General features: G+C 42.7%; 8 protein-coding genes. 3 read left to right on the top strand and 5 right to left on the bottom strand.

Translation table 11 applies throughout. From position 1 onward, the window contains the following. Window positions 1-82: 82 nt before the first annotated feature. From GO495_RS18520 to GO495_RS18510, 3 genes are all read left to right on the top strand, one after another. Window positions 83-988, top strand: coding sequence for a carbohydrate kinase family protein (locus tag GO495_RS18520; protein WP_157301211.1), 906 nt, complete (start codon window positions 83-85; stop codon window positions 986-988). 78 nt (window positions 989-1,066) lie between these two features. Continuing rightward, on the top strand, window positions 1,067-2,170 hold the full coding sequence (locus GO495_RS18515; protein ID WP_157301210.1) for a carbohydrate-binding family 9-like protein: 1,104 nt from the start codon (window positions 1,067-1,069) through the stop codon (window positions 2,168-2,170). Between the two features lie 2 nt (window positions 2,171-2,172). Continuing rightward, the gene (locus GO495_RS18510) at window positions 2,173-3,258 is read left to right on the top strand and encodes a family 10 glycosylhydrolase (protein ID WP_157301209.1); all 1,086 of its coding nucleotides are present in this window, start codon (window positions 2,173-2,175) and stop codon (window positions 3,256-3,258) included. Between the two features lie 361 nt (window positions 3,259-3,619). On the opposite strand, the gene GO495_RS18505 is transcribed toward GO495_RS18510, so the two are convergent. The 5 genes from GO495_RS18505 to GO495_RS18485 all read right to left on the bottom strand — a co-directional run bounded on the left by GO495_RS18505 (window position 3,620) and on the right by GO495_RS18485 (window position 13,380). Next, window positions 3,620-3,850, bottom strand: coding sequence for a hypothetical protein (locus GO495_RS18505; protein ID WP_157301208.1), 231 nt, complete (start codon window positions 3,848-3,850; stop codon window positions 3,620-3,622). A gap of 462 nt (window positions 3,851-4,312) precedes the next feature. Beyond that, window positions 4,313-6,763 carry a glycoside hydrolase family 31 protein gene (locus GO495_RS18500; RefSeq protein ID WP_240915256.1) on the bottom strand — a complete coding sequence of 817 codons (2,451 nt, stop codon included), beginning with the start codon at window positions 6,761-6,763 and terminating at the stop codon, window positions 4,313-4,315. A gap of 52 nt (window positions 6,764-6,815) precedes the next feature. After that, window positions 6,816-8,363: a RagB/SusD family nutrient uptake outer membrane protein gene (locus tag GO495_RS18495; protein WP_157301207.1), complete on the bottom strand. Its 1,548-nt coding sequence runs from the start codon at window positions 8,361-8,363 to the stop codon at window positions 6,816-6,818. Window positions 8,364-8,387: 24 nt separating this feature from the next. Beyond that, window positions 8,388-11,348, bottom strand: a complete 2,961-nt coding sequence (locus GO495_RS18490) for a SusC/RagA family TonB-linked outer membrane protein (protein ID WP_157301206.1) — start codon at window positions 11,346-11,348, stop codon at window positions 8,388-8,390. Between the two features lie 427 nt (window positions 11,349-11,775). Then, on the bottom strand, window positions 11,776-13,380 hold the full coding sequence (locus GO495_RS18485) for a DUF6377 domain-containing protein (protein ID WP_157301205.1): 1,605 nt from the start codon (window positions 13,378-13,380) through the stop codon (window positions 11,776-11,778). Between the last annotated feature and the right edge of the window lie 6 nt (window positions 13,381-13,386).

Below are 13,386 nucleotides of genomic sequence, written 5' to 3'. Positions count from 1 at the left end.
AGCACGAACCCGGGATGTTATCCAACATCCCGGCTTTCTTTTTATCTCATTTAAACTAAATTAGCATTCAATACATCTACACATGAAATCATATAAAGTTGTCTGTTTTGGAGAATTACTTTGGGATATATTACCAGATAAAACATTACCCGGTGGCGCACCCATGAATGTAGCCTACCACCTCAACAGACTGGCCATAGCTACTACACTGATATCCGGCATTGGAAACGATGATGATGGAAGAAAACTGCTTGATATACTTAAACAGTATCACCTCAATACCGATTATATTCAAACAGATCCACTGCATGAAACGGGGAAAGTATTTGCCAGGGCTGCAGCCAATAATGAAATGAAATACGATATCGTGCAACCAGTGGCCTGGGATTATATAAAAGTGACACCGGAACAGCAGGGACTGATGCAACATTCAGATAAAGGATACCTTGTTTTTGGCAGCCTCGCCGCCAGAAATAACGAAACGCGGAAAACCCTGCTAACACTGCTCTCATTAATGGATAGCGACCGCACTTTCGTACTGGATATTAATCTGCGTCCTCCTCATTATGATAAAAAGATAGTAGGCCTGCTTTTACAGCATTGCAACATCTTGAAACTAAATGAGTCCGAACTGGAGCTGCTGGGGGAATGGTATCAACTGCCCGTAAACCTGGAAGAACGATTAAGAGCACTGAGCAACTTCTTTGTGATTCCTACTATCATTACCACGATGGGAGATAAAGGGGCCGTACTCCTCCAGGATGGTAACTTTTACCAGCATCCAGGCTACCAGGTAAAAGTAGCAGATACTATTGGCAGCGGAGATGCTTTCCTGGCAGGTTTCTTATATAGCACGATCCATAAACACGGAGCAGCGAATACCTTATCATTTGCCTGCGCACTGGGCGCCCTGGTGGCCAGCCTTCCTGGTGGCTGCCCCGATTACCAGTTATCCGAAATTGCAGGAGTGATGAATACTACCGCTTAAAATTAGTAGTTCATCAACATTTTCAACCATTCATTGAAAAAATAAAAATATTCGAACCATCTGTTTTATATTTATACCATGTCTCAACTTATTCGTCATGTGTTCAATGCATTGGGAGTGTTATGTGTTACACTTTCCGCCAATGCCCAGTTAAAGCCGGCGTACGTAGCGCCAAGGCAATATCACTGTTATCAATCTCCTACTCCTGTCAAAATAGATGGGAAATTCGATGAAAAGGCCTGGTCACAAGCTGCATGGAGTGATGATTTTACAGATATAGAAGGCGACAAACAGCCCAAACCGGCTATGCGCACCCGCCTTAAAATGTTATGGGATAATCAGTATCTCTACATTGCGGCAGAAATTGAAGACCAGAACATCTGGGCGACCCTGCATCAGCATGATACGATCATCTTCCTGGATAACGATTTTGAAGTATTCATTGATCCCAATGGAGATACGCATCACTACTTTGAAATAGAGATCAATCCGCACAATACCGTGATGGACCTTTTCATGCCCAAACCTTATCGCGAAGGTGGAGATGCCCTCATGAACTGGGATGCGCATGGTATGCGTACCGCGGTACAGATTGATGGGACACTCAACAAAGCAGGTGATAAAGACAAAAAATGGACAGTAGAAATGGCGATCCCGTTTTCGGCACTCAGCTTCTTTAATCAGAAAGCAACTCCACCGAAAGAAAATTCCTTCTGGCGTATTAACTTCTCCCGGGTGGAATGGGATACGGATATCATAAACGGCAAGTATGTTAAACGTCGTGATAAAGTTACCGGCAAATCATTACCTGAGCATAACTGGGTATGGTCCCCACAGGGTATCATCGATATGCATGCTCCGGAGAAATGGGGATACGTCTTCTTTGTAAAACAACCTTCGGGCAGTCCGGCCGTTGCATTACCATTACCTGCTATGGAACAGGCAAAAGAATACCTTTGGCAGATCTATCGTAAACAACGTGATTATAAACGTGACCACGGTAAATATGCAACTACGCTTGTTGCATTAGGCTTATCTGAAGGCCCGGTGAAAGAGAACGGTTTAACGTATTCCCTGCAACTGGAAGCGCTCTCCGATCAATATACAGCCACTATACGTACGGAGAACTCTACTGAAAGCTGCTCTATTAACCAGGAAGGAAAAATATCTCAAAAGCACTAATCATGAATAAACGTAATTTCCTGAAATCTGTAGGACTGGGTAGCCTGGCTATCATGCAGCCGGCTATACCTACACTGGCGTTGAAGGCAAATACAATATCCAAACCTACAGGTACTGCCAGGCACCGCGTATGGATAAATCCAAATGAAAAGGATACCATTGCCGATCTGCAAAAGCTGTACGCTTCTTATAAAAAAGCAGGCATTGCGGATATCTTCTTTGAAGCAGACAGTGAGAAACATTTCAAAACAGCAAAGGACAACGGTATAAAAGCGCATCGCTGGATCTGGACAATGAACCGCGGCGAGAAAGAATTGCTGGCCAGTCATCCTGAATGGTACGCAAAAAACCGTAAAGGAGAGTCCTGCGCTACACACCCTCCTTACGTGGACTACTACCGCTGGCTATGCCCCAGTAAACCGGAAGTAGTGAACTACCTGAAAGAACAGGCTGAAATGGTATTGTCTAAAGATTATGTGGATGGTCTTCACCTGGACTATGTAAGATATTGCGATGTAATACTTCCGGTAAATCTATGGAGCAATTATAATATTGATCAATCAAAAGAATTACCAGAGTACGACTTCTGCTATTGCGAAACCTGCCGTGACAAATACAAGGAATTAAAAGGGAAAGACCCTTTGGAACTGGAACATCCGGACCAAAGTCCTTCCTGGAGGAAATTCAGGTATGATCGTATTACTAATGTGGTAACGAACCTGGCAGCAGTAGCCAAACAACATAAGAAACCAATATCCGCGGCTGTATTCCCAACCCCGGAAATAGCTAAACGTATTGTAAGACAGGATTGGACCAACTGGCCGCTGAATGCCGTTTGCCCTATGATCTATCATGGCTTCTACAAAGAAGACGTTGCCTGGATAGGTGATGCCGTAGCGGAAGGTGTGAGAGGATTAGACGGACGTTTCCCTTTGTATGCGGGTCTTTATCTGCCTGATTTCAACGGCAATATGGCTGACCTTGAAAAAGGTGTAAGATTGTCTATACAAAACGGTGCTGCGGGAGTATCCCTGTTTGGTGGTGTAACACCAGAAGTGCTGCAAACTTTACAGAAAGCAGGTAGTTAATAAAATAGTTATTCAGATATAGCCTGAAGGAGCAAAGTGTACATCACTTTAATCCTTCAGGTTTTTTAATTTTAATAACTTCAGGCACCAAGACTAGTGCCCGGTTTTATTGATATATCCCGTTGAACTATAAGTTTCCTTCGCTTACACCTGGTAAGAAAAAATTCAGGCACCAGGAATAGTGCCTGCCTTTTAAATCAAGCTTATGAATTAACCCAAAAAAATGATTTAGTGCATTCTAACGGCAATGCATAAATTAAAACCAGGTACAAAGAATTGTACCCGGGTCATTTCTCATTTTAACCCCTAATCCTAAACCGAAATACACCATACTTTTCTGGCAGCTTTGCAGAATCTGTTCTTAAAAAGTCAGGAACCAGGAATAGCTCCCGATGTTATTACTTGTTATAAACTCCATCATTAAGAACACCCGGAAACCAGGAATAGTCTCCGGTTTACCTTTAAGAACAATTCCAAAACCACGTATAAATACTTTAATTGAAAGCAAGAAATACATTGATCCGTTACCTCTTATATGACAGGCAAAAAGAGGCCGGGAACCAGGAATAGCTCCCGGATCTGTGTATTTCATAACCCTGCGTATGCGACGAAAATATTTTTACAGGCAATGGCATAGCCATCACACCAGGCATACAATGATTGCCTGTGAGTTAAACAATAATGTGCTTGTAGATAATGATTACAACAACATCTTTATTCCCACAAATTGGATTGAACGATTTTTAATAATATTTAGTACGTTTCATTTTATAGGTTTTGGCTACAAACAAAAGAATACTGTTGGCGAAAAAAGATCACTATTGATAAGCGACAATTCAAAAGTATAATATAGTTCTCATGTATCCATATGCCATTCTGTTCATTTTGTTTTTCCCGAAATCATTCTATTCACTGTGGTGTAATTGCAGTAGAATGTATTAAAAACAAAAGCAGATCTATCCATTTCCGTTAGAAGAAATAAATAGATCTGCTTTAAAAGGCTTATTCCCGGTGGAGGCGACCAATCCTGCCCCCAGCCGGGTAATAAGCTGCATCAAAATTCCACCACTATCCTATCCGCACTATTTTTTATGCTTGCCGTAAACACCTTACAGATGTCTGGTATAGCATACCCACCCTGCGGATCGAAACGGGAAATAGGCGTGAGGAAATTAATGCCTGAAGATTGTAAAAGCTGTACTCCACCATTCACCTTTACCTGCTGTAAAGAATCAAAACCATGCAGTATCAGCTTAATATTATTGAACTTAGAATTAAAATTACCTTCTGCTTTTTCAAGTGTAAGACGATCATCATACCGGATAGTACGTTTGTAAAATCCTCCATTCTCATAATCATAGCTCTCTCCATCATCTTCATAATATACTATTGTATTGGCGGTATCACCTTTATATACATGCAGGAACAATGTATCTGCAGGCTTTTCAGCTGTAGTCTGTATCAACGTTTGCATAGGAATAATACTACCTCCTTTTACAAACACCGGTATTTTCTGTAATCCTAATGGAACCACCTTCTTTTCTCCACCAGCCTGCAATTCATCAGTATACAGATTATACCATCTGCCAGCAGGAAAATAGATCTCACCAAAATCTTTTGTACTCTCAAACGGTGCTACCAGAAATGCTTTCCCTAACTGGAACTGATTCTGAAAACGGGTATCATATACATTGGCATCATGCGTGTAATCTATTGCCAGCGAACGCATCACAGGCATACCACTTTGCGAAGCTTCATAAAACGCACTATAGATGTATGGCAACAGGCGGTAACGCAGGTTAATATAATTCCGCGCTATCTCCAGTACCTCTTCTCCGTATGCCCAGGGCTCAGATGATTTGGTATTCACTCCTGTATGATTCCTGAAATACGGGATAAATGCACCCAGTTGCATCCAGCGCGCATACAGCCCCACAGTAGGATTGCCGGTGAAACCTCCTATGTCCATTCCGGTAAAGGCGACCCCACTCAGGCCAAGACTATTCAGCAATCTTACCCCTGCCAGCATATGATCTTCTTCTGCACGGTTGTCGCCGGTCCAGATAGCAGTATAACGTTGCAAACCGGCATACCCGGCACGTGTTAATATAAAGGGCCTTTTACCTGTAAGGGTACGGGCACCTTCATAACTTGCGCGCGTCATTTCCAGTCCATATACATTATGTGCCTGCTGATGTGTCGTAGGATGACCATCATAATCAAATAACACATTACCGGGCATTTTCTGTCCCCAGGTAGCGATCTCGTTCATGTCATTCCAGTAACCGGAAACACCATTGTCCACATATCCTTTCATCTGTGTCTTCCACCAGTTACGTCCTTTCTCGCTGGTGAAATCAGCAAAGTGACACCAGCCTGGCCACACCTGACCAGTATATAACTGCCCGTCAGGGTACTTTATAAATACATTTTCCTTTACACCATTTTCATAGGCTGCATATCCTTTCTCTACCTTAATTCCCGGGTCATTGATCACCGTAATTCTAAATCCCATTTTTAATAATTCGGCATTCATTTTAGCCGGATCAGGGAAACGTTCTTTATTCCAGGTAAATAGTTTATACGCGTCCATATAATGGATGTCCAGTGTAATACCATCTGCTGGAATTTTCTTTTCTCTTAATGTTTGTGCAATGCGGAGCACTTCTTTATCAGGATAGTAGCTATACCGGTTCTGCTGATACCCAAGACTCCATAAAGGAGGCATGTGCATACGGCCTGTTAAACTGGTGTAAGCATTAATAATGCCGGCCATAGCGGGTGCATACATGAAGTAATAATTCATTTCTCCGTCTCTTGCACCGAAAGACGAGAAGCGATTGTTACTCGCACCAAAGTTGAAATCACTCTGATAAGTGTTATCAAAAAAGATCCCGTAATTAAGCCCATGATGTATACCTATATAAAACGGGATGGTACTGTACAATGGGTCCTGATCTGCTCTGTACCCGAATACATCCGAGTTCCAGTTGGTATACGCGCTTCCTGTTCTGTCCAGGTTACCATTTTTTTCCCCCAGTCCAACGAATCGTTCGCCTTCCTGCATCTTCTTATAAGAAGTAACCTCATTACCTGCCCATGAAGTAGTAAGTCCCTTTTCATCTTCATTAATTAATAAACCGTCTGTTGTGTAAAACGCAATGGAAAAAGGCCTTTTCGTAATGCGGGCCTGCAGCGAGTCCGTAGTAATTGTAATATTCGCTGCATCTTCTTTTATGACAGCTTTCACTGCCGCAGGTTTTGCAATAACAGCATAAGAGAAATCGTCAGTCAGTTTCTGACGGTCTATCCTTACTCTTATTATGGCTGCACTATATACTGTAAGATCTGCAAATGCATTGGTAGTGACCATTTTCACCGTTCCACTACCTATCTGAACACTTTTAACATCCCCGATATTCACCACACTTTTTTGCGCATAAGCGCCCATACTGCATAATAGTCCGTAAATGACCATTATAGCAGGCAATAATTTTCTGCTCATAAATTATAATTATAAAGGCTGACGAAAAGTATCTTTTCGTCAGCCTTGCTTATTAATACCCGTCGTTCTGTTTGAGGTTCTTGTTAACCGCCAGATCACTGGTGGGTATCGGGAATAACAGGTATTTAGGATCGTCTGAGGGTTTCAGCTGCCAGGTATCGAGGAACTTACCGAAGCGGATCAGGTCTTCCCTGCGCCAGCCTTCCCAGTACAGTTCACGACCTCTTTCATCAATCAGATTATCGAGGGTGATGCTTGTCCAGGCAGTTGCCTTACGGGTGGTGCGGAGATCATTTACTATCACTAATGCACCTGCTGCATCTGAAGTGCGCAATAAAGCTTCTGCTTTCATCAGCAGTACATCGGCATAGCGTAAGAATACGTAATCGTTATGTGCGTTGTTGCTGCTTTTAGTTTCTTTGGATGTCATATCCGGAGGATATTTCACCACACGGATACCAGTTACTTCCAGTGTAGCCGGATCTGTTTCCTGCAATTTTACTTCGCGGGTAAAGATCAGTGCATGTCCCTTTCTGTCTTGCAATGCAACACCACCGGCGCCATACTGCTGGCCTAAGAGAAATCCAACATTCAGACCGGTTACATCTGTAACACCGGTAAAACTGCCACCTCTGCGTGTATCCACTGTTTCAAACTTATCGTAGAAATCAGAGATAGTCGTAAATCCGTTCCAGCCGCTCGGGTCCTGATTGTAATGCAGGGTAGGAGCCCAATGACAGAACACGGCGTTACCACTTCTTACGGTACTTAACCCCGGACCATTCTGCTGTGTAAAGATGTTTTCGTTAGAGACTACATCATTGTTGTAGGAAAAGTTGTTGAAGTAATTTGCAGTCAGGCTATACTTACCACTGGCAGTAATTTCATTTGCCAGGGAGATTACCTTGGCCATATCTGCTGCATCAAACGTAGGTGATTTCCTGTTGAGGAAAGCGCCCTTGTTCAGGTAACACTTCATCAGCAAAGCCCTTGCAGCGTTTTTATTAGCAACATAAGCTGGTGCATCATCGCTGAGATCAGCAGTGATAGCTGTGAGTTCGCTGATAATAAAATCGGTTGCTTCTGCCGCAGTCAATACTTTAGGCATGTTCAGCAATGTATCTCCGGGAGCACGGAAAGGAACCTGTCCCCATCCATTCAGTACCGTATACATAGCCCAGGCACGCAGGAAACGTGCTTCAGCAGCCTGTCCTGTAGTAGGACGGAAGCTCAGTACATTGGTCGCCAGGAACTGCAGTTGCAGGATATTGGAGAATGTATTACCAATAAAAGTATGGTCTGATGTCCAGTTATGGAGCTTCAACGCACGCCACACACCATTATCATCCCAGTCGCCGCCCCTTGTAGGTGCAACCGCTTCATCTGCAGTCATTTCCTCTAAGGCCCAGTAGTTACTCTGGTCCTGGTAAGGCAATTGTAAACCATCGTAAGCAGATTTCAACAATGCGGAAACCTGGATCACAGAATCTGCCTGCGAACGTGTAAGGGTAGAACCCAGTTTTTCATCCAGCTTGGTGCAGGAAGTCAAACCACTTCCTATCACAAGAGAAAATATGACGAATGCTTTATTAAAACGCATAATTGTAATTTTTAGACCGGTGAATTATAATGAGAAGTTGATACCTGCCAGGAAGCTCCGTGCAGTTGGATAAGGTGAATACTCAATACCAAAAGAGGTAACACCATTGATACTCTTATCCGTATTTACTTCCGGATCAAATCCTGAATACTTCGTAATGATGAACAGGTTCTGACCTGTTATATAAATAGAAGCACCTTTGATCACCTTTCCTATATTCCCGATATTATAACTAAGTGTGGCATTGTCCAGCTTCATGAAATCCGCTTTTTCAAGATAACGGCTGGATACAGTGATTGGGTTAGACAGACTTTCTTTGGTACCTACCAGTTTAGCTGAGATGTTCCTGGAACCAAGGTTACCAATTGGCAACACCGTATTAGCTGTGTTATTATACACATCCATACCAAATGCGCCATGAGAGTTGATGCCCAATGTCCATTGTTTGTAATTAACAGAAGTATTAATACCCAGCATAGTGGTAGGGTTAGGATTTCCCAGGAAAAACTGACTGTTACCACCGTCCGTATATTTACCCTGACCGTTATCATCAAATCCAAGGAATTGTCTTACATAAAAAGAGTTCAGTGGTCTGCCATTAACAAGTTTTTGTGCATAAGCGTTAGATACCCCCTGTCCACTGATGGAACCTGTCAGCACCGGAGGGCCATCATAATTCTTCAGTTCATTATTCAGGAAAGTGGCATTTACACCCAGGTTCCAGGTGAGGTTTTTAGTAGCAATGATATCTCCGCGTAATACAATTTCCACCCCTTTGTTTATCACATTAGCAGGCAGGTTGATCCAGTAATTGGATGCCGGTGCAGGCTGAATGGCAGGGAAGTTAAAGAGAAGATTGGTAGTATTCTTACGGAAATAATCCAGGCTACCATATAAACGGCCACCGAAGAAGGTATAGTCTACACCAGCATTCAGCTGTTTGGAACTTTCCCATTTCAGGTTAGGATTAGCCACGTTACTCAGACTGGCCCCCCCGTTTGAATTAACTGTATATTGTTCCTGAGCGGCTCCTGCAGGAAATTCCTGGTTACCGGTAAGCCCCCAGCCAACACGTAATGCCAGTTGGTTGATAGTCTTGTTATCCTTTAAGAAAGCCTCATTACTAAGATTCCATTTTGCAGCAAAAGAAGGGAAATAACCATATTTGTTATTAGTCCCGAATTTGCTGGAACCATCTGCCCTTAAAGTAGCTGTCAGCAGGTACTTATCAAAGAAGTTCAGGTTAGCTCTTCCAAAATAAGATTGCAGCTCTGATTTAGGATTGCGGAAAGAGGTAATGAAAGTATTGGTCTGAGAAGGGCTCTGTAAGATATCTGTGTATTTCAACTGATCAGTAGAGAATCCGAGACCGCCAAGGCTCCTGCCTTTGTAATCGAAACGCTGGTATTCGTAACCTGCCACTGCACTCAGGTACAGGGCTTTGGTCACCTGCTTGTTATAGTTCAGCGTATGTGTAAACAGCCGGGAAGTAAGCGTATTATTGCCATAATAAGCCTGGCCATTGCCAAATACCTGGTCGATATTGATAAAAGAAGCTATCTGAGTTTCCCTTTCACCTACCTGGTGGTTGATACTGAAAGTGAAACGGTATTCCAGATCATTGGTGAATTTAAAATAAGGGGAGATGCTGGCCAGGATACTGTTGATGTTTACATTATCATCATAAGCGGCAGACATGGCTTCCGGATTGATCGCAGAACCAACTCCCAGTATATTGAAAGAACCATCTGGTTTATGTAATGCCAGGGTAGGGTTCCATTGCAGTGCCTGTCCTATTAAGCTACCGGTAAAACCGGCATCATTGGTAATAGGGGCAATCTGTTCTGTGGTATGGGCTGCCTGTACGGAATAGTCAATCCCTAAGCGGTTATTGTCCAGGAATTTATATTGTCCGTTCAGATTAGCAGTATATTTTTTCAGTCCTGTTTTTTTCACAATCCCCTGTTGGTCCAGTAAACCAAAAGACGCTCTGTACGTGCTATTATCACTACCACCGCTAACACCTACGTTTACGTTTTGGGTAGTACCGGTGCGGAGAATACTTTCCAGGCCATCAGCACTGGAACCTTCATCTCCGGAAGTAAGATTATATTGTTTCAGTGCACTTCTGTAACCGGCAGCATCCAGTACATCCAGCTTCTTCATGATCTTGCTTACACCGGCAGAATAGGAAACATCCAGACGGGGAGGGCCTGCAACACCTTTCTTGGTAGTAATGATCACTACGCCATTGGCGCCTCTTGCACCATAGATAGCAGTAGCAGATGCATCTTTCAATACGTCCATGGACTGGATATCGAAAGAGTTGATGAAGTTAAGCGGGTTGGCATCTGGTGTCTGACCAAGGCCATTTGCAGCTACAGATGGCTTTGCCGTGCGGCCGTCCAAAGGCATACCATCCACTACATACAGTGGCTGGTTACCGGTTCTTACAGAGGAGTTACCCCTGATCCTTACAGTGGTAGCACCACCGGGAGCACCACTGTTGTTTACCACCATCAGGCCGGCAACCTTACCCTGGATCAGCTGATCCGGAGCCGTGACGATCCCTTTGTTAAAATCTGCGGACTTAATAGAAACAACCGATCCTGTCAGGTCCTTTTTGCGGGAGGTACCATAACCTACCACTACCACATCTGTTAATGTGGTACTTTCTGCCTTCAGGGTAACGGAAATTTCAGATTTACCGGTAATAATCACTTCCTGTTTAACATACCCTATAAAAGAGACGATCAGGGTAGTAGCGTTAGATGGCGCATTTAGTTTGAAACTACCGTCTACTCCGGTAGAAGTACCGGAACTGGTACCTTTCACCTGGATGGAAGCTCCGGGGATGGCCATGCCGCTTTCATCAGTTACCTTACCGGTAATGGGCTTAGTCTGAGCCTGTGCACTGGCTATACCTGCAGTAAGCAGTAATAGCGAGCATAACAGGCGCACTTTACGAAATAGAAGATTGGTCATAGATCAGTTTTTATTTGGTTGTGGAATATTGATGCCATTGGGAAATAGATTGAAAACCGGCAGAAGATGCCCGGCGTTCTAAACGTGGAATAAATTGTATTCAGTTAACCCCTTAACCCGGGTGATGCTCCCATTTACACTTTGTCCTTAGAAATAAATTGACTGATAACTGTAAGTGCGTGGACATTGTTCTCATACTGGAATTAATTAAATACGTGGTGCCATTACAACGGCTTATATAACAAGTGAATCACTATTGCAGTTCGATAAATCAAAGTAAATCAGCTTTCAACTGGTTAACAATTTATATGGTCGATATATAGAAAATATTAACCAAAAATGGGTTATAAGAAGAAATAACCAGCTGTTTATCAGCACAATAAGTTTACATTATATATTTATATATATAAGGATCATAGGATCATTTTTACATTGCTTTTATATCCATAAGGCGTTCTTCAAACTCCTCTTTTGGAATAATTGCTTTGTTTTTGATCTTGGTTTTGTAAGTATAAATTGTGTTTACGGAGTATTCTAATATCTGGGCTATTTTTACATTATCACTAATACCAATTCTGATGAGGGCGAATATTCTGAGATCTGTGTTCAATAGTTCATTATCCTTTAACCTGATCTGATCCTCTTCCCGGAAGAATGAATTAAACACTCCTACAAAATTCGGAAAGATCTTCAGAAAGATACGGTCAAAGCTCCGGAATAACTCTTCCCGTTCTTCTTTAAGGTCGATATTATTTACAAGGTACTTTACTTCCCCGTATTTATTATCGGTTAATTTTTGATCAGCCAGTTTTTTGAACTTCTTGATTTTGTCCAGGTAGGCAGAGTTTACCTGGAAGCAATAACCGATATACTCTTCTTTAATTGTGTTCGCCTCCATTAGCTTGTCATTGATCTCCTGCTGGAGGGTATGAGCAGCTGTAATTACCTTTTGGGCTGCCTGCAACTTTTTATATTGCCTCAGGATGATCACCGCCAGCCATACCAGTAAAAGCAAAAGAAGCGTAACAATGGCGGCATAGGCAAACAACAGTTTCTTTTGCCCCTCTACCGTATTGATCTTTTCGCTTTCAATAATGGGCAGGATAGCGCTTACCTGCACTTTCCGCAGACGGGCGCCATAAAATGAAGCATCCGCAACGGCATATTCTATATAACGGGACGCATGTTTTACATCCTGCTCTTTAAATAACAGACCCGCCAGGATAAACATGGCTGTTGTCTCTTTCGTACTGGAAGCGATATCTGCGATAGCTGCTTTTGTCATCATAATGATGGCGCTATCCTTTTTGCCGGTACGTATATATATATTACCAAGGGAAGAGGTAGCGATAGCTACCTGGTGTGTAGTAAGATTCTTCAAAGCAACAGCGCGCACATAATAATACCGGGCGCTATCCATATTCCCCATTTTCTGATACATCAAACCATAATTGTACTCGTAATTAAACGAGTGTGGTTTAAAAAGTATCAGGGCAGAATCCATACAGCTATTTCCCTGCCGGGTATATCCCGGCGCAAAGTATTGATCACTGCTGTAATCAGATAAATCATAATAATACCTTCCTTTCAGTGTATAATATTCCGCTCTTGCACTATCGGGGAGGGCCGCTACATCAATAGCCGCGAGGTAGTCGCCTGTTTCTTTGAACATGCCGGAAGAAAGCAGTACAAAACCCAGTTTAATGCCTGCGTAATTGATCCTGGCCGGGTCATTCATCTCCCTGGCCAGTGCCTGCAACTGCTGGGCATAGGCGAAGGCGGAATCATATTTAAACACTTTATACTGCTCATACAACTGCTGACAAAGAGTATAACGCTGTTGCAATGACAGATGTTCATCCTTTTGTAAAGTTTTTCTTAAAATATTGATCTGCTGAACTTTCTCAGCATCGTACATGGCAGCTTTCTCTATCGTCCAATTCAATCGATCTAATAAACTATCATTACCTGAACGGGCATATGTTCTTCCTGCAGTTAATAGTAATAACAAACAGATATACTTATACTTCATTAGTTC

This window comes from Chitinophaga oryziterrae, from assembly GCF_009758125.1.
GTDB classification, from domain to species: domain Bacteria; phylum Bacteroidota; class Bacteroidia; order Chitinophagales; family Chitinophagaceae; genus Chitinophaga; species Chitinophaga oryziterrae.
This window is presented reverse-complemented; position numbering and strand designations above follow the sequence as displayed.

Excerpts from the sequence above, each read along its gene's own strand:
- GO495_RS18520 (WP_157301211.1), top strand. The coding sequence starts at position 83 with ATGAAATCATATAAAGTTGTCTGTTTTGGAGAATTACTTTGGGATATA.
- GO495_RS18515 (WP_157301210.1), top strand. The coding sequence starts at position 1,067 with ATGTCTCAACTTATTCGTCATGTGTTCAATGCATTGGGAGTGTTATGT.
- GO495_RS18510 (WP_157301209.1), top strand. The coding sequence starts at position 2,173 with ATGAATAAACGTAATTTCCTGAAATCTGTAGGACTGGGTAGCCTGGCT.
- GO495_RS18505 (WP_157301208.1), bottom strand. The coding sequence starts at position 3,850 with ATGAAATACACAGATCCGGGAGCTATTCCTGGTTCCCGGCCTCTTTTT.
- GO495_RS18500 (WP_240915256.1), bottom strand. The coding sequence starts at position 6,763 with ATGAGCAGAAAATTATTGCCTGCTATAATGGTCATTTACGGACTATTA.
- GO495_RS18495 (WP_157301207.1), bottom strand. The coding sequence starts at position 8,363 with ATGCGTTTTAATAAAGCATTCGTCATATTTTCTCTTGTGATAGGAAGT.
- GO495_RS18490 (WP_157301206.1), bottom strand. The coding sequence starts at position 11,348 with ATGACCAATCTTCTATTTCGTAAAGTGCGCCTGTTATGCTCGCTATTA.
- GO495_RS18485 (WP_157301205.1), bottom strand. The coding sequence starts at position 13,380 with ATGAAGTATAAGTATATCTGTTTGTTATTACTATTAACTGCAGGAAGA.